Genomic DNA, 16,144 nt, shown 5'->3' with positions numbered 1-16,144 from the left:
CTCAGACGGCGCGGCGGTTGCCCTTGTCGTCGCAGGGGATCCGCGCGGCCGGGCTGTGGGCGAGGTAGTCGCGCGTGGCCTGCCGTTCCGCCTCGCTGATCGGTGTCGAGGAGATGTTGATGATGCCGCCGAAGGGCCGGTCGACGTCCCGGATGATGACGAGCATGGTCGTGAGCAGTGCGGTGATCACCGTCAGCGTGATCAGCTGGCCGCGGTTGTTCTTCCGGGGCAGGCAGACACCGAGGGCCAGCACGGTGATGAAGAGAGTGGCGAGCAGGAACCACATGATGACGCCGGGGATGCTCGCGCTCGCCTGGGTGAGGCGTTCCTCGCGCTCCTCGGAGCGCTTGTGGTCGGCCGCGGCGAGCATCCCGAAGACCGGCTTGCCCTCCAGGGTGCGGAACACCTGCCGCAAGTCGGTGGACCACACGCTGGGAGCGGGCGATCCCTTCTCGTCCGACATGGCGGGCCATTCCTGGGTCCGTACGGCGCGGGCGTAGCAGACAGCGTCGGCCTGGGTCCGTGTCCGCTGCGCCTGGGGCGCGTACTCGGCGGTCTCCACGAGCTGGTCCAGGGCCCTGGCCTCGCCGCGCGTGGCAACCTCGGCCTTGCCGTAGGAGCCGTTGGCGGTGACCAGGACGAAGGAGAGCAGCAGGACGGTCATGGTCAGCAGCGGGCCGACGAGGTCCTTGACGGCCATGCCCGTACCGTCGTCCTCGTTGAGCAGCCTCGGCCGCAGGAACCGGTTGGCCGCGAGCCCCGCGAGCAGCGCCACTACTGCGACGACGATGACGAGGACCACGGGGTGGCCGCACCCGCCGCGCGGCTTCCCCGGGCGGCTTCTCCAGGCGGCTTCCCCGGGCGGCGGCCGCCGAGGTACACGGTGTCGCCGCCGAGGTACGCGGTGTCGCGCCTGCCGCCCGGACCGCCTCGCCCAGGCCGCGGCCTCCCGTACGACGGAGCCCGTACGACGGAGCCCGTACGACGGAGAACGCCGCAGCCGCCTACACGGCCCGTACTGCTCGTCCACGACGAACATGACGCGGCCACCCCGCTGTCGGGCGCCGCCGAGCTCCACCGCCGCTTCACCGGATCAGGCATGACCACCGTGGCGGGCGAGGGCGCGCACATCGCCGCCCACACTCCGGGGGGCGCCGGTGAGGCCGCGGGTCATGAGGTCGACCGCCGGACCGCCGCGAGCCGGATGGGGGCATCACTGCGGCGGGGCGGGTTCCGCAGCCGCGGGCGAGTCCGCGGTGGCGGCTTCGCGAGAGGCGGTCCGGTTCGTGCGGGCGACCGCGCGGCCCATCGCGTTGCGCACCGCGAGGCCCGGACGGGTGCGGGGCACCATGAGCCTGGAGAGCAGACCGACGCGTCGCTGCCGCGGATTCACCTCGCGGCGCAGCCGCGACTCGTAGGCGGCGAAGGCGCGGGCGTGGTCACCGGGGTGGGCGGCGAGCTCCTCCGCGAGGGCGTACGCGCCCGCCATCGCCATGCTCGACCCGTCACCCAGCAAGGCTGTCGCCGCCGCCGCGTCCCCGAGCAGTACGACCCGGCCGCGGGACCACGAGGGCACCCGGACGGTGGTCAGGGGGTCGAAGAACGGAGCCGGGTGGTCGAGGAACGCCGCCACGAGTTCCGGTGCCCGCCACCGTACGTCGGCGTAGGCGTCGGCCACGGTCTGCTTGTGCAGGGCGATGTTCTTGCGGTCGTGGGGCGCCGGGTGCGCGGCCCGGAAGGTGAAGATCGCGAGCGGAGTGGTCCGCGAGGGGTGGACGACCAGCATCCGGTCCGGCACGGTCAGCATCGTCATCTCGCTCGGGTCCTCGACGGCGTCGGGTGCCAGCGGCACGGTCGCCCCGTACAGGCCCAGGTCGCCCGTGAACTGCCGCTCGGGGCCGAATACCAGGCGCCGTACGGTGGAGTGCATCCCGTCGGCACCGACGACCAAGTCGAAGCGCCGCGGCGTCGACCGCCGGAAGGTGACGTCGACCCCGGCTGCGTCCTGGTCGAGAGCGGTGACCGTGTCGTCGAACAAGAACTCGGCCTCGGCCCGCGCCGACCGGTGGAGCACCTCGGACAGGTCGGCCCGGGTCACCTCGACCGTCGACGCCCCGTCCGAGGCGAGCGGGAGTCGCAGGATTCGCCTGCCTCGGGGGTCGAGCAGGGTCAGTGACCGATTGCGGGTGGCGAGCCCGCGGAGCTGCGGGAGGACGCCCATGCGGTCGGCCACCGGGATCGCGGGCCCCTTCACGACGATCGCGCTGCCACCTGAGCGCAGTTGCCGGGCGTGTTCGACGACCGTCGGCCGGTAGCCGTTCCGGGAGAGCCAGTACGCGAGTGCGGGCCCCGCAATTCCGGCACCGACTATCAGCACCTCGGGCTTCTTCATGACGATGACCTCTCGGAGTGTCGACGACCAGGCCCCCGGTGAGTGCCGGGGACCCGGTCCCAGGGCGTGGCGGCACGCCCTCCGGCAGCACCGTCGGAGGCGAGGTACGAAATGTTTCGTACCTCAGTGCAGCACATCCTTCAGGTACGATTCAAGTCGTACCTGAAGGGGGTGCCGCGTGACCGGGAAGAACCTGGCAGGGCCGGAGGCCGACGCGCTCGATCTGGGCGCGGTGTTCCGTGCCCTCGCCGACGAGCACCGCCGTTCGGTGCTGACGCAGCTGGCCGCCGATCGCGGCGACAACGAGCGGGGCTGCAACTCGTTCGATCTGCCGATCTCGAAGCAGACCCAGACGCATCACTTCCGCGTCCTGCGCGAGGCAGGTCTCATCGACGAGATCGACTACGGCAACCGCAAGGGGGTCCGCCTGCGACGCGCGGACATCGAGATGAGGTTCCCCGGACTGCTCGCCCTCCTGGAAGCAGAGCCTCCGGGCGATACCGATCCTCGCTGAGGTCGCGCCCCGCGCCCCGCGCCGAGCCCCGCGCCGCGGGGCTCGGCCGCTCGGCCGCTGCGACGACGCGGGCCGCGTGCAGCCGCAGCCGCCGTCGGATCGCGCGAGAGGCAGTCGGACGGCGGTGCCGCCCTGTCCGGTACCACCGCTGGGGCTCTACGCCACCGGGGTGAGCAGCACACGGACGACTGCCACAGCGACGGCGGTCAGCGCGAACGCTGACCGGTGAAGAGTCGGTACAGCAGGAGCACGATCACCGAGCCGACGATCGCGGCGATCCACGTGGAGAGGTGGAAGAAGCCGTTGATGGAGTGCACGCCGAAGATCACCTTGCCGAGCCAGCCTCCGAGCAGTCCGCCGACGATGCCGATGAGCATCGTGACGAGGCAGCCGCCCGGGTCCTTCCCGGGGGTGAGTGCCTTGGCGATGGCTCCCGCGATGAGGCCGATGAGAATCCAGGCGATGATGCCCACGGTGTGTGTCCTTTGCTGAAGATGGTGGTGTGGAGGGGCCGACGGGGTTCCGCCGGGGCCGCCCGCCGACTGCTCCGCGCAGGCGACCGGCGACATACGGATATCCCTGCGTGATCACTCCACACGGGACCAAAGTCCCGTTCCCTCCGACGGACCCACCCGGCTCGCGCCCCGCCGGTCCATCCGGTCGACGGCCGATTCGGTGACGGGCCCGCCTCCCATGGCAGTCGGTCCAGGTTCGCTGTCACACGCCGAGCTCCGGGGGCTCCCCCCTTCGGGAGCCGCACGCCGGCCGAGATACCTGACCAGCGCCGCGCACTGATGCCCAGCCGACAGCGGCAGCTCGGCATCGGCACGGCGGGCGAGGTTTGCTATCCGCGCCAGTCGGGACGCTTGGGCAGGGCTACACGGCGCCGGAACCGCAGGTTGAACGCCTTCCACCCGAACTCGGAGACGAACCTCCGCTGGATGCGCAGCCAGCTCCGCACGCGCCGCTCACGACGGCGGTGCAGTGTTCCGGCCTCCAGGTCGTAGACCCAGATGGTCCGTTCGACGTCCCGGAACTCCACAGCCGCGGGCCGGGACGGCGGCAGGGACCCGGAGCTGTGCTGTTCGCACGGCACGGTGAACGTCACCTGCTTCCCGGCGGGAACGACGTGGGCGAGGTAGTGCCTGCGGTAAACGGCGTTGCTGTCGGGGCCGATCAGCGCGGACAGGTCGAACACGGGCCGGTCGGCCGTGTTGTGCACCCGCAGGAACCTGTACGCCTCCAGGTCCGTGGCGTCGTCGTCGACCTCGTCCCTGTCGAAGATCTCGTGCGCGACGGCCGCCTCGATCCAGCAGGCGACCCGGGCCGCGTCCGTGCGCTGGTCCTTGCGGCGGTCGCGCACGATGATGCCTGCCGTCGCGAGCAAGGAGCCCGTCGTGCCGACGGCGGAGAACCAGGTGGGGACGCTGCCCCAGTCGATGGCAGTCATGTCCTTCACTGTGCCGTGGCGTCGGCCGGAGGGCGGCCCACTTGAGGGCAACCTGAGCCGGGTCACTCGCGAAGCCGGGAGCGGTACGTGCCCGGGGCCGTCCCCCGGGCGCGTCGGAAGGCACGGCTGAAAGCGTGCGGCGAGGCGTAGCCGACCGCGTCGGAGATCGACTCGACCGGCTCGTCGGTATCCCGGAGCCGGACGGATGCCAGGTCGATGCGCCACTGCGTCACGTACGCGCCCGGCGTCTGTCCGAGGGCGGACCGGAAACGTCTGGACAGCGTCGCCCGGGAGACGCTCGTCGCGGCGGCCAGGGTCTGCGTGGTCCAGGGGTGCTGCGGTTGGGCGTGGACACATGCCAGGGCGTCGCGCACGACCGGATCGCGCATCGCTCCCAGCCATGAGCCGGGCTGCTCCTGCGGATGGCGGGCCAGCCAGGCGCGTACGAACTGGACGAGCAGAAGGTCGACGATGCTGTTGATGGCGGCGGTGGTGCCGATCTGCGGCTGTGCGAGCTCAGCAGCGAGGAGTTCGGCGGTCCTTTCGAGCTGCGCGTTCTGGCTGGCTGTGACGTGCATCGGCCGGGCGAGCGAGGTGAGCACCGGTGTGCGCACCTCCGGGTCCTGCTCATAGCGCAGGACGATCACCTCCGTCTGCGCCGGTGGCGAGCCCAGCCGCAGGGTCCGGCCGTCGCCGAAGGCTCGGGCCGCCTCCTCCCGGTCGCAGGAACCCATCGTCACGCCGGCGGCGCCGCCTATTCCGTGTGCGGTGCCCGGCGGCACCAGGACGGCGTCCCCGGCCTGTACCCGGCGAGGTTTCTCGCCTGTGACGTGGAGCCATGCCGTGCCGCGGGAGATCACGTGCAGTGCCGCTCCCGGAGCGGAGTCCAGCCACAGGCCCCAGGTTCCTCCGGCCTCCAGCACGACCCCGAGTGCCCCCCGCGCACCCGAAACACGCAAGACCTCCGCCAGCACGTCCATGGGTCCATCCTCGTCCACCGCCGCGCACCGCCCGCCGGCGACGCATGTGTCCTCGTTCGCGGCTTCAGGCCACGTCAAGAACGATCTTCCCGTGCACCTTCCGCGCGAACAGCGCCTGGACGGCGTCGTCCACGCCCTGCCAGTCGCCGCGCAGTCCGACCGGTGCCCGCAGCCTTCCGGCGGCCATGAGTCCCAGCAGGTCCGTCAACTCCCCGCTGGTCGGCGTCATGTCGCCGTAGGTGGCGACGCTGCGGGGCTCGCCGAAGCCGAACAAGGCCCCCGGCGGGAACGTGGTCTCCTGCCCCGAGGAGTATCCGACCAGGTGGATGGTGCCGCCCTCGGCGAGGGAACTCCACGCCCGAGCCAGCAGCGGCCCGCCGACCGTGTCCAGGACGAGGTCGAACCGGTCCCCGGCCCCGGCCGGGTCGGCCGGGTCGGTCCGGTCGGCCGGGTCGGGCAAGTCGGCCGGGTCGGGCAAGTCGGGCAGGTCGGTCAGGACTCTGTCGGCGCCCAGTTCCCGGAGCCCGGCCCCCCGCTCCGGCGAACCGACGAGCGCCGTCACCCGGGCGCCCGCGAGTGCCGCCAGCTGGACGGCGAAGTGCCCCACGCCCCCACTGGCGCCGGTGATCAGAACGTCGCGCGCCAGCAGGGAACGCGTACGCAGCACCCGCAGTGCGGTGACTCCGGCGATCCCCAGCGCCGCGGCGTCGGCCAGGTCCACGCCCTCGGGGACGGTGCCGAGCGAGGCTGTGCCGACGGCCACACGCTCCGCCCACGCGTGGGGAGCCATTCCCACTGCGACGCGCGTACCCTCGGGCGGCCCCGAGCCGTCGGACGCGGCGCGCACCACGATGCCTGCCGCGTCGTGACCGTGCACAGCGCCGGCAGGCCACTGCTCCACGTAGTTCAGCTCCCCGAAGTTGAGGCAGATGTGCCGTACCTCGACCAAGGCCTCACCGGTGGACGGTACGGGCTCATCGACATCGGCGAACCGGACGGGTCCGGCCTCACTGTGATCGACCACAAGGGCGCGCATATGGGGTGTGCTTCCTTCTCTCGTGGAGGGCATGGACGGCGTGGAGGTGCCTGAACACGCGGCGCGGCAGCAGATCGAGTGCGCGGATGGCGCGCCGCCGCCTTCTTGGACCCTTGAAACCCTACGCAGGACCGGGACAGCGACCAGATCCGTGAGGATCAATCAGTTGACGATCTGTGTCAGTGCCGCTCGCGGCGCGTCGATCCGTGCACTCATGTGCGGGCGTCGCCACAGGGAGGCGCCGCCGCCCTGGGACCGGGTTCCTGGTCTCGCATAGTGGTCACTGTCTGGACCTGAGGGCCAGTCACTGTGTTTACATGCGTGTGATGCTTGCGGTGCGAGCATCCCGCGCGCGGCAACGTCCGAGCGTCCCGACCGCACCGCACCGGAGTGAGCGGCGCCCCTCTGCCGGGTCTCCGGTGCCGGCCGTGCCAGAAAGGGCCCCTTTGACCACGCGACCCGACACGAAGGCAGCGCTCTCGCGGCTGCGTACCGAGATCGAGCACCGCAACCCGGCCCAGCCGGAGTTCCACCAGGCCGTCCGCGAGGTCCTCGAGACCCTGGCGCCGGTCGTCGCGGCTCGCCCCGAGTACGCCGAAGCCGGCCTGATCGAGCGGCTGTGCGAACCGGAGCGGCAGATCGTGTTCCGGGTGCCGTGGCAGGACGACCGTGGTCGCGTACGAGTCAACCGCGGCTTCCGGGTGGAGTTCAACAGCGCGCTCGGCCTGTACAAGGGCGGCCTGCGCTTCCACCCGTCGGTGGACCTCGGTGTCATCAAGTTCCTGGGCTTCGAGCAGATCTTCAAGAACGCGCTGACGGGCCTCGGCATCGGCGGCGGCAAGGGCGGCAGCGACTTCGACCCGCACGGCCGCAGCGACGCGGAAGTCATGCGGTTCTGCCAGTCGTTCATGACGGAGCTGTACCGGCACATCGGCGAGCACACGGACGTACCCGCGGGTGACATCGGTGTCGGCGGCCGGGAGATCGGCTACCTGTTCGGGCAGTACCGGCGCATCACCAACCGCTGGGAGGCGGGCGTCCTCACCGGCAAGGGCCGCGGCTGGGGCGGCTCCCTGGTTCGTCCGGAGGCAACCGGGTACGGGAACGTCCTGTTCACGGCGGCCATGCTGCGTGAGCGCGGCGAGGAGCTCGAAGGGCGGACGGCGGTCGTGTCCGGCTCCGGGAACGTCGCCATCTACACCATCCAGAAACTCGCCGCTCTGGGTGCCAACGCCGTGACCTGTTCGGATTCCTCCGGTTACGTGGTCGACGACAAAGGCATCGACCTGGACCTCCTCAAGCAGGTCAAGGAGGTCGAACGCGCCCGGGTGGACACCTACGCCCAGCGCCGCGGCGCCTCCGCCCGCTTCGTGCCGGGCAGGCGGGTCTGGGAGGTACCGGCGGACATCGCGCTGCCGTCGGCCACGCAGAACGAGCTGGACGGCGGCGACGCCACCGCTCTGATCCGCAACGGCGTGAAGGCGGTCTCGGAGGGCGCCAACATGCCGACGACCCCCGAGGCCGTGCGTCTCTTCCAGGAAGCGGGTGTCTCCTTCGGCCCCGGCAAGGCGGCCAACGCGGGCGGCGTCGCGGTCAGCGCGTTGGAGATGGCGCAGAACCACGCCCGTACGTCGTGGTCGGCGCAGCGCGTCGAGGAGGAACTGACGCACATCATGAACGACATCCACCGCACGTGCCACGAGACCGCCGAGCGCTACGGCGCTCCCGGGAACTACGTCACGGGCGCGAACATCGCCGGCTTCGAGCGGGTGGCGGACGCGATGTCCGCCCAGGGTGTCATCTGACCCGAGGTTCCACCGCGGGTGGAGAACACGTGGGCAGCGGGAGCACACAGGCAGCGAGCAGGGTGGCCCCCTACGCGCGGCGGTCGGCGCCCAGCTGGCGCAGGAGCGCGCGGTCGTCGGTGCGTACCCATTCCTCCACGAGGCGGCCCCGGTCGTCGAAGCGGAAGATGTTGATCAGGTCGAAGACGACACGCTTGCCGTTGGGGGGCAGCGGGCCTGCCGGTGACTGGGTGAACTCGCGGACGAAGGTGCCTTCGATCCAGGTCTGGCAGGCCACGTGACCGCCTTCGGCAACGACGATGCCGCGGCGGATCGACCGGTCGTCGAAAGCCTCGCGCACTGCTGCGAAGTAGGCGCTGAGCCCGTCGAAGTCCGACTCGAAGCCGTCCGGCCCATGGAAGCGGAACCTCTCCGTGTCGAAGTACGTCGCCGCCTCGGCCAAGTCCTCGCCCGACACTTCCAGTTCACCGGCGCGGATCAGCCGCGCCACAAGTTCATCCCGGGTGAATTCATCTGCCATGACTCCACTCTGCCCTTGGTATGTCATGCCGTCCAACGATGGTTCAGCACGCTTTCCATGACGTATCCGCATGCTAGTTTTCCGGCATGGCTGAGTTCACCCTCACCGGCCTGCGCGTCGTCCACCAGGTCGCCACCACCGGATCGTTCACCCGGGCCGCCGAGGCGCTCGGCTACACCCAGTCGGCCGTCTCCCGCCAGGTCGCCGCCGCCGAGGCGGCAGCCGGGGCGCCGCTCTTCGACCGAGGACGACGCGGCGTGGCGCTCACCCCGGCAGGTGCGGTCCTCGTCCGGCGGGCGACGGAGATCCTCGCGGACCTGGCGTCGACCGAGCTGGAACTCGCCGGTCTGCGGGACCGGCTCGCGGGCCGCCTCACGGTCGGCGCCTATCCCACCGCCGCCATGGCGCTGGTCCCGCGCGCGATGGCCCAGGTGATCTCCGGCCATCCGGGGCTCGCCGTGGTCCTGCAGGACGCCGCGACACCCACCCTGCTCCGGCGGGTACGGGCCGGCCGGTTGGACGTGGTGGTCATCGGCGTCGGCCAGGGCCTGCCGGACTACGACCTGCGCGAACTCAGACAGACCACCTTGCTCCAAGGCGACCTCCTGGTCGCCGTTCCGGACACCCACCGGCTCGCGGACCGCGCCGGTGTCACCGTGGCGGACCTGGCCCGGGAACACTGGATCGCCGGGGACGGCGCGCCGGGCGAGCCGCAGTTCGGCGCCTGGCCGACTCTGGTCGACCCCCTCATCGCCTGCACGACGCGGAACTGGTCCACCCGCCTCGGACTTGTCGCAGCCGGGGTGGGCATCACCGTCATCCCCGACCTGGCCCTGCCGGCCCTGCCGGCAGGCGTACGAGCCGTGGCTGTCACCGACGGCCACTGGGCCGGGCGCGCGACCGTCGCCGTCACCCGGCCGCACCCGTCCGCGCAGGCGCAGGTGCTGGTGACCGCCCTGCAGAACCAGGCCGCCCGCCTCCACAACACCTGACGCACACACAGTCGGTCGGGGGGTGTGCGCCCTTCCATCGGGGGTCGTCGTTGGCGTCCATCGGCTCGCGGTAGGCATGTCCCCGCTTGCGGCCACCACGGGTGCGGATGCGATACGCCTGCGCATGGTCAACACCTCCCAGGAGGTGCCGGAGGCACGGCGGGCGGTGCCGTACCTCCGGCAGATGGACGGGCTCAGCTCACGGCACGGGTCCGCGCCGCGAACTCCCCACTCATGGGCACGACTTGTACGGCGAGCTCGTCTTGTACTTCACGCGGGTGTCCTTCAGGTCGGACGACCACGTGTAGGGGAGTCCGAGGACGTCTCGGAGTCCGCGAAGCCTGCGGAGTCTGCGGACCTCGGGGTCTTCGGGGTCTTCGGGGCGTTGTCGGCCTGGGCGGTCGGTGCCGCAAAGGTCAGCCCGGTGCCGAGTGCAAGGGTGGCCGTGGCCAGGGCGAGGCGCTTGTGTCGGTGCTCGCGGGCGGACATCGGGCGGACATGGCGACACGGCAGCCGGTCCTTGCCCGGCCGTGTCGCCATGCCTGCCCGTGAGTTCACGATCACCGACCTGAGCGGAATCGACCTGAGCGGCGTCCGCTGGTCCGAACGCACTACCCGGTGGCCACCGGCCATCGACATAGCGGGGTCGTCGTCGCCTTGTCAGCGGGTGAGCCGGGGGAAGAGGGCCTGTGCGTTTCCGTGGTCGATGGCGGTGCGCTGGGCGTCATCTAGGGGGTAGGCGTCGAGCTGCTGGGTGAAGTAGGCGGACATCTCCGGTGTGGCGTAGGGGAAGTCACTGCCGAACGTGATGTGGGTGGGGTCGGCGAAGGCGAGCAGGGTGGGGAGGGTGTCGGGATTGGCGCTGAGGGCGGTGTCGAAGTAGAAGCGCCGCAGCTCGGTGAGGATCGTCTCGTGGGACATGACGGGCTGGATGTCACTGATCTGCTGGTGGGCTTGCAGCGCGAGGGCGATGCGGCGGGCGGCGTAGGGGAGGAAGCCGCCGCCGTGGGAGAGGATGATGCGGATGCCCGGGTGGCGGGTGGTGGTGCCGGACAGGACGAGGTTCATCGCGGCGCGGGTGGTGTCGAGGAGGAAGTCCGCGGCGTAGGGCGGCAGTCCGGGGACGAGCGGGCCGGGCAGCTCGGCGGGGTGGATGAAGACGGTGGTGCCGCGGCGGCCGAGCTCGGCCATGAGGGGTTCGAAGGCCGGGTCGCCGAGGTAGGTGCCGTGCTGGTTGGCGAGCAGCACGATGCCGTCGGCGCCGAGCTCGTCCAGGGCACGGGCAGCCTCGTCGAATGCGCCCTCGATATCGGGCAGCGTGAGGGTGGCAAAGAAACCGTAGCGGTCGGGGTAGTCCGCACCCCCTCCAAGAACGCCAACTGCGCGCATTCCGCGAGCTCTCCCCCGACCACCGCGCCGTGGCCACCGAACTCACCCGCCGGCTCAGCGAGCTGGTCGACGAGAAGTGAGGACCTGCCGCCTGCCCGGGAGGGGGTATGCCGCCACCGCACCCGGCCACTGCACGTGGCCACTGCACGTGGCCACCGCACCCGGCCACCGCACCCGGCCACCGCACCCGGTCACCGCACCCGGTCGAAGTCCTCGCCTATCGTCACCGTCACCACTCCCGGTGTCGCGTCGTCGTCCCGGACGGCGTGCGTGCCCGGCAGCCGGGAGGCGACCTGCGCGGCGGCCGCCTTCATCCCGTCGGGGTAGGCGACCCGCGTCGCGCGGGCGGGCGACGGCGCGTTGCCGGTCCCGGTGACGGCGTAGCCCGCCTCGCGCAACTGCTTCGCGGCCTCCGCGGCCCGCCCCGCGCCGCCCGTCCCGTTCAGCACTCGTATGCGGACGGACGAGGCGTACACGGGATTCTTGGCCGCGACCTTCAGCTTCTTCACGCCGGCCCCGTCCACTTCCTTGTCCTTGGCCAGGGCCGCGAACAGCTCGGTGGCCTGCGGGAACTGCCACACCACGTTCGCCCGGTCGGTGGGGACGTCGGCCTCGCGCGGGTAGTTCGGGACGGTCAGGAAGGCGAGCCGGTCGCGCGGGATGCCCTTCAGCTCGGACGCGAGCCCGTACAGGGGCTTGATCCCGGCGAGCGAGCTGTCCGTGGTGAGCGACTTGGTGGCCGACTGAAGGAAGCCGTACAGCGCCTTGGGGTTGGTGAGTTCGGACTGCGCCTTCTCGGCGAGCGCCTCCATGAACTCCTGCTGGCGGCCGATGCGCCCGATGTCCGAACCGTCACCGACGCTGTAGCGGGTGCGGACGTAGCCGAGCGCCTTCTCGTTCCTGACGACCTGGCAGCCCGCTTCCAGGTCCAGGTGGGCCTTCTTGTCGTGGATCGGCTCCTTCGGGCACACCTCGATGCCGCCGAGGGCGTCGACCATGCCCTTGAAGCCCTCGAAGTCCAGAGAGAGGAAGTGGTCCACGCGCAGCCCGGTGCTGCTCTCCACGGTCTTGATCGTGCAGGCCGCGGCGCTCGCCACGTCCCCCGTGCTGCCGCCGAGCGAGAACGCTTCGTTGATCTTGAAGCGGTGGACGGCGGAGCGGCTGCCGTCGCCCTTGTCGCAGGCCGGTATCTCCACCCACGAGTCCCGCGGGAAGGACACCACCGTGGCCCACTCCCGGTCGGCCGGGATGTGCAGCAGCATCAGCGTGTCCGACTGCATGGTCTCCAGGCCCTTGCCGTACTTGGCGTTGGCGCCCTCCCGGGTGTCCGAGCCGACGACGAGGATGTTCTTCGAGCCGGGACTGAGGTTGGCGGGTCGGTCGCCGCCCAGTTTGGCGTCGATGTCGGCGGCGTGGATGTTCCCGTCGAGATCGTGGTAGATCCACGCTCCGGCACCCGCGATCATCAGGAGCAGGACCCCGGCCGAGCCGAGCACCCACCGCAGCGGACGCCGCTTCCTGGCCGCCGGCCCCGACCTCCTCGCCCGCCCCGTCGCCTTCGGCGCTCCCGCCCGCCGCGCCGGCCCCTCGTGGCCCTGCGAGCCGCCCCGGTGTCGTCCCATCCGCCCTCCACATCAGCCACTGGGGCGCGCCCGATCCCGCCCGAGGACCGCACTCTACACGCGTGTAGAAGTTCAGCCTCCGGCAGCGCCTCCAGTGGATCGGAGAGCGGATGGCCGACCCGTCAGACGACGGTGACCCGCACCCCCACCGAGGCGATCGCCGACAGCTCCGCCTCGGGGGCCTGGCCGTCCGTGATGAGGGTGTCCACGTCGGCCGCCGGGCAGATCTTCGCGAACGTGGTCCGGCCGATCTTGGAGTGGTCGGCGACCACGACTGAGCGTCCGCTGTGGAAGGCGAACGCGCGGTCGGTGGCGGCCTCCAACTGGTCGTGGGTCGTGCAGCCGTGGGCCGCGCTGATGCCGTCCACGCCGAGGAAGGCGATGTCGGTGTGGTGGTCGGCGAGGGTCTTCTCGGCGATGGGGCCGATCAGTTCGTAGCTCTCGCTGCGGGCGGTGCCGCCGATCACGATCAGCGTGATGGCCGGGCGCAGGACGAGGGCCGCCGCGATGTTGACCGCGTTGGTGACGATGGTGACCGGACCCCGGTCGGCGAGCAGCCGGGCCACTTCCGTGGTGGTGGTGCCCCCGGTCAGGCCCACCACGGCGCCGTCGGGCACGAGGTCGGCGGCGGCCTGGGCGATGGCCTGTTTCTGCGGGGAGCGCTGATCCGCGCGGTGCTGAAGCGGCAGCTCGATGCTCAGACCGCCGACCACCGCGCCGCCGTGCGTGCGCTCCAGGAGGCGCTGCTCGCTCAGATGCTGCAGATCGCGGCGCACCGTGGCCTGTGAGACCCCGAGCAGCCGGGACAGCTGGGTCACGTCGGCACTGCCCTGCGCGGCGACGTGGTCGAGTATCCGCACATGGCGGTCGCTTCTCAGCACGCGGTGAGCATAACCCTGCCGAGCAGATTCGCTCATGGATCGCGCAGAGATCGCGCAATATTGCGCGTGGTTGTGAGTGAGTTGACGGCTGTTCTCTCAATTCCGATCCCTTGACATGGCTGAACGCGCTCGCTTTACTCCCTGGCAACGCCGATGTCGAGCACTCGGCGCAGAGGTACGCCTAGCCGGTAGTTGGCCTCGGCCATGAGCCCGGACTGAGTCGCCAGGACCGCTCTCGGTCCGAGGCGGGGACGTGCCCTCCGACAGCTGGAGCTCACCGATGAGCCTCAATCGTGTTGTGCGCGGGAGTACGGCCGCGGCCGTGGCCTGTACGGCCGCCGCGGCGGCCGGTCTGCTCGTACCGTCGACGGCGTCGGCCCGCGCGGCCGGTCCCGCGCTGCCCCCGGCCCACGCCGGCTTCGACTACCAGATCGGCGGCGCCTACACCCCGCCGTCCGGCGTCAAGGTCGTCAGCCGGGACCACAAGGCCGCCCCCGCGCCCGGCCTGTACAACCTCTGCTACGTCAACGCCTTCCAGGCACAGCCCGGCGCGGAGAAGGACTGGGACGCCGACCTGCTCCTGCGGGACAGGAACGGCAAGGTCGTCCACGACGACACCTGGGGCGAGGCCGTCCTCGACATCCGCACGGCCGACAAGCGCAAGCGGATCGCCGCCAAGGTCAACGGCTGGATCGACGGCTGCGCGAACAAGGGGTTCCAGGCCGTCGAGCCGGACAACTACGACACCTACACCCGCTTCTCCTCGTATCTGAAGGCGAGCCACGCCAAGTCCTTTGTCTCGCTGCTCTCCGCGCACGCCCACAAGAAGGGCCTGGCCATCGCGCAGAAGAACACGCCGGGCCTGGCCGCGGCGCACAAGGAGACCGGGCTCGACTTCGCCGTCGCCGAGGAGTGCGGCGAGTGGGACGAGTGCGGCAAGTACACGGCCGCGTACGGCGATCGCGTCATCGTCATCGAGTACTCGGCCGCGGGCCTGCGCAAGGCCTGCTCGGGCTGGGGCGACCGGCTGAGCGTCGTCCGTCGTGACGTCGGCGTCTCGCCCGTCGGCAGCAGTAAGTACCTCCGCAGGACCTGCTGACACCGCCGCCGGGTTCCGGGCCGCCGGAACCCGGCCACCACCCCACCCAGCCCTCTTCACCCCTGCCGGATCCCCTCGTACACCCCCGGGACCGGCGGGTCGCGCGTCCCTCCTGGAGGTTGTGATGACTGCAGTACCCGGTGCGCCAGGCGCGCCGTCGCGACGCAGCGTGCTGCGCGCCGGCGGTGCCGGAGCGCTCGTGGCGGCCGGTGGCGCGCTGGCCGCCGGCTGCGGCACGGGGTCCGCCGACGGCGTCGGCGCCGACGGACGCGTCACCATCCAGATGTGGCACGGGCAGACGGACATCGCCGCGAAGGTCGTCAAGGGTCTCGTCGCCGAGTTCGAGCGCGGCCATCCGGACATCCATGTGGACCTGGGCGGCGGCGTGCTCGCGGACTCCATGCTGCAGAAGGTCACCGCGGCCCTCGCGTCCGGTTCCTACCCCGACATCGCCTACGTCTTCGGCTCCGACCTGGCCAGCGTGGCGCGCAGCCCGCAGGTCGTCGACCTGACCGACCACGTGCGCGGGGGCGGGACGCCGTGGCGGAACTACTGGGCACCGGCCCGGGAGGCCGTGACCATCAACGGCCGGGTCCGCGCCGTGCCCGCCCTTCTGGACTGCCTGGCCGTGGTCTGCAACAAGAAGGTGTTCGCCGACGCCGGGGTCGACCTGCCGGAGGCGGGCTGGACCTGGGACGAGTTCACCGACACCGCGCGCCGCCTCACCGACAAGGCCAAGGGCCGGTTCGGCACCGGCTGGCCCGGCACCGGCGACGAGGACACCGTGTGGCGGCTGTGGCCGATGGTGTGGGACCTGGGCGGTGAGGTGATCGCCGAGGACGGAAAGCACATCGGTTTCACCAAGGCGGGCGTACGCGCCCTGGAGGTCGTCGAGAAGCTGGCGCGCGACCGAAGCGTCTACATCGACCCCAAGCCCGGCAGCGAGCAGATGTACCAGGTCTTCCTGTCCGGCCGGATGGGGATGGTGATGACCGCGCCGTGGCAGCTGCCGGACATCCAGCAGGCCGAGATGGACTACCACGTGGTGCCGCTGCCCAGCTTCAGCGGCCGCCCCGTCACCATCTCGGGTCCCGACACCTGGACCCTGTTCGACAACGGCGAGGCCCGCTCCGAGGCCGCGAAGACCTTCGTCAGCTGGCTGATCCAGCCCGCCCAGGACAACCAGTGGGACGTCCGGGCCGGCAGCCTCCCGCTGAGCCGCCGCAGCGAGGACCGCCCCGCCTGGCGCAAGCACGCCGAGCGCACCCCGGGCCTGACGGTGTTCACCGAAGCGGTCCCCTCCGCCCGGGTGCGCCCGGTGCACCCCGCCTACCCGCGCGTCTCCCGCTCGCTCGGCCAGGCCATCGTCTCCGTGCTGCTCGGCCGCGCGAGCCCGGCCGACGCGGTGCGCTCCTGCGCCGACGAGTCCAACGCCGCCCTGCTGATACCGCGTTGAGGACGTGA

15 protein-coding genes and 1 pseudogene are annotated in these 16,144 nt (G+C 71.2%); 6 read left to right on the top strand and 10 right to left on the bottom strand.

Annotation, left to right across the window (positions count from 1 at the left end; translation table 11 throughout):
- Position 1: 1 nt before the first annotated feature.
- Positions 2-802 carry a bestrophin-like domain gene (locus tag GPA10_RS10770; protein WP_058847065.1) on the bottom strand — a complete coding sequence of 267 codons (801 nt, stop codon included), beginning with the start codon at positions 800-802 and terminating at the stop codon, positions 2-4.
- Positions 803-805: 3 nt separating this feature from the next.
- Here GPA10_RS10770 and GPA10_RS10765 point away from each other — a divergent pair.
- Positions 806-1,123 (top strand): annotated as a pseudogene (locus GPA10_RS10765) (alpha/beta hydrolase); the annotation flags it as partial.
- Positions 1,124-1,213: 90 nt separating this feature from the next.
- Here GPA10_RS10765 and GPA10_RS10760 read toward each other — a convergent pair.
- Entirely contained in the window at positions 1,214-2,392 is a 1,179-nt protein-coding gene (locus GPA10_RS10760; RefSeq protein WP_157165311.1) for an FAD-dependent monooxygenase, read from the bottom strand.
- Positions 2,393-2,570: 178 nt separating this feature from the next.
- Between GPA10_RS10760 and GPA10_RS10755 the strand changes: the two genes are divergently transcribed.
- Positions 2,571-2,906 (top strand): ArsR/SmtB family transcription factor, encoded by a 336-nt coding sequence (locus GPA10_RS10755; RefSeq protein WP_058847067.1) that lies wholly within the window; start codon positions 2,571-2,573, stop codon positions 2,904-2,906.
- 206 nt (positions 2,907-3,112) lie between these two features.
- Here GPA10_RS10755 and GPA10_RS10750 read toward each other — a convergent pair whose 3' ends face one another.
- From GPA10_RS10750 to GPA10_RS10735, 4 genes are all read right to left on the bottom strand, one after another.
- On the bottom strand, positions 3,113-3,379 hold the full coding sequence (locus tag GPA10_RS10750) for a GlsB/YeaQ/YmgE family stress response membrane protein (RefSeq protein ID WP_058847068.1): 267 nt from the start codon (positions 3,377-3,379) through the stop codon (positions 3,113-3,115).
- Between the two features lie 371 nt (positions 3,380-3,750).
- Entirely contained in the window at positions 3,751-4,356 is a 606-nt protein-coding gene (locus tag GPA10_RS10745; RefSeq protein ID WP_157165310.1) for a hypothetical protein, read from the bottom strand.
- 62 nt (positions 4,357-4,418) lie between these two features.
- A complete protein-coding gene (locus tag GPA10_RS10740; protein ID WP_157165309.1) occupies positions 4,419-5,336 on the bottom strand; it encodes an AraC family transcriptional regulator in 918 nt (305 codons plus the stop codon).
- A 64-nt stretch (positions 5,337-5,400) separates the two neighbouring features.
- Positions 5,401-6,372, bottom strand: coding sequence for a zinc-binding dehydrogenase (locus tag GPA10_RS10735; protein WP_157165308.1), 972 nt, complete (start codon positions 6,370-6,372; stop codon positions 5,401-5,403).
- Between the two features lie 446 nt (positions 6,373-6,818).
- Here GPA10_RS10735 and gdhA point away from each other — a divergent pair, with 446 nt between their 5' ends.
- Positions 6,819-8,177 carry an NADP-specific glutamate dehydrogenase gene (gene gdhA, locus GPA10_RS10730; RefSeq protein WP_198351564.1) on the top strand — a complete coding sequence of 453 codons (1,359 nt, stop codon included), beginning with the start codon at positions 6,819-6,821 and terminating at the stop codon, positions 8,175-8,177.
- Positions 8,178-8,247: 70 nt separating this feature from the next.
- Here the strand turns inward: gdhA and GPA10_RS10725 are convergent, their stop codons facing one another.
- Positions 8,248-8,697 carry an ester cyclase gene (locus GPA10_RS10725; protein WP_246259003.1) on the bottom strand — a complete coding sequence of 150 codons (450 nt, stop codon included), beginning with the start codon at positions 8,695-8,697 and terminating at the stop codon, positions 8,248-8,250.
- Positions 8,698-8,783: 86 nt separating this feature from the next.
- Between GPA10_RS10725 and GPA10_RS10720 the strand changes: the two genes are divergently transcribed.
- Positions 8,784-9,689 carry a LysR family transcriptional regulator gene (locus GPA10_RS10720; RefSeq protein ID WP_157165306.1) on the top strand — a complete coding sequence of 302 codons (906 nt, stop codon included), beginning with the start codon at positions 8,784-8,786 and terminating at the stop codon, positions 9,687-9,689.
- 660 nt (positions 9,690-10,349) lie between these two features.
- Here GPA10_RS10720 and GPA10_RS10715 read toward each other — a convergent pair.
- The 3 genes from GPA10_RS10715 to GPA10_RS10705 all read right to left on the bottom strand — a co-directional run bounded on the left by GPA10_RS10715 (position 10,350) and on the right by GPA10_RS10705 (position 13,581).
- Positions 10,350-11,078: an amidohydrolase family protein gene (locus GPA10_RS10715; RefSeq protein WP_157165305.1), complete on the bottom strand. Its 729-nt coding sequence runs from the start codon at positions 11,076-11,078 to the stop codon at positions 10,350-10,352.
- A 191-nt stretch (positions 11,079-11,269) separates the two neighbouring features.
- A complete protein-coding gene (locus GPA10_RS10710; RefSeq protein ID WP_157165304.1) occupies positions 11,270-12,700 on the bottom strand; it encodes an LCP family protein in 1,431 nt (476 codons plus the stop codon).
- A 122-nt stretch (positions 12,701-12,822) separates the two neighbouring features.
- Positions 12,823-13,581, bottom strand: coding sequence for a DeoR/GlpR family DNA-binding transcription regulator (locus GPA10_RS10705; protein WP_343040647.1), 759 nt, complete (start codon positions 13,579-13,581; stop codon positions 12,823-12,825).
- Positions 13,582-13,861: 280 nt separating this feature from the next.
- Between GPA10_RS10705 and GPA10_RS10700 the strand changes: the two genes are divergently transcribed.
- Positions 13,862-14,680, top strand: coding sequence for an endo alpha-1,4 polygalactosaminidase (locus GPA10_RS10700; RefSeq protein ID WP_157165302.1), 819 nt, complete (start codon positions 13,862-13,864; stop codon positions 14,678-14,680).
- Between the two features lie 124 nt (positions 14,681-14,804).
- Positions 14,805-16,136: an ABC transporter substrate-binding protein gene (locus GPA10_RS10695; RefSeq protein ID WP_157165301.1), complete on the top strand. Its 1,332-nt coding sequence runs from the start codon at positions 14,805-14,807 to the stop codon at positions 16,134-16,136.
- Positions 16,137-16,144: the final 8 nt, after the last annotated feature.

Source organism: Streptomyces typhae (assembly GCF_009755605.1).
Classification (GTDB): Bacteria; Actinomycetota; Actinomycetes; order Streptomycetales; family Streptomycetaceae; genus Streptomyces; species Streptomyces typhae.
The sequence above is the reverse complement of the archived record's forward strand: the minus strand, read 5'-3'. Positions and strand labels throughout refer to the sequence as shown.

Coding starts and splice junctions, on each gene's coding strand:
- GPA10_RS10760 (WP_157165311.1), bottom strand. CDS start 2,392: ATGAAGAAGCCCGAGGTGCTGATAGTCGGTGCCGGAATTGCGGGGCCC.
- GPA10_RS10745 (WP_157165310.1), bottom strand. CDS start 4,356: ATGACTGCCATCGACTGGGGCAGCGTCCCCACCTGGTTCTCCGCCGTC.
- GPA10_RS10740 (WP_157165309.1), bottom strand. CDS start 5,336: ATGGACGTGCTGGCGGAGGTCTTGCGTGTTTCGGGTGCGCGGGGGGCA.
- GPA10_RS10735 (WP_157165308.1), bottom strand. CDS start 6,372: ATGCGCGCCCTTGTGGTCGATCACAGTGAGGCCGGACCCGTCCGGTTC.
- GPA10_RS10725 (WP_246259003.1), bottom strand. CDS start 8,697: ATGGCAGATGAATTCACCCGGGATGAACTTGTGGCGCGGCTGATCCGC.
- GPA10_RS10720 (WP_157165306.1), top strand. CDS start 8,784: ATGGCTGAGTTCACCCTCACCGGCCTGCGCGTCGTCCACCAGGTCGCC.
- GPA10_RS10715 (WP_157165305.1), bottom strand. CDS start 11,078: ATGCGCGCAGTTGGCGTTCTTGGAGGGGGTGCGGACTACCCCGACCGC.
- GPA10_RS10710 (WP_157165304.1), bottom strand. CDS start 12,700: ATGGGACGACACCGGGGCGGCTCGCAGGGCCACGAGGGGCCGGCGCGG.
- GPA10_RS10700 (WP_157165302.1), top strand. CDS start 13,862: ATGAGCCTCAATCGTGTTGTGCGCGGGAGTACGGCCGCGGCCGTGGCC.
- GPA10_RS10695 (WP_157165301.1), top strand. CDS start 14,805: ATGACTGCAGTACCCGGTGCGCCAGGCGCGCCGTCGCGACGCAGCGTG.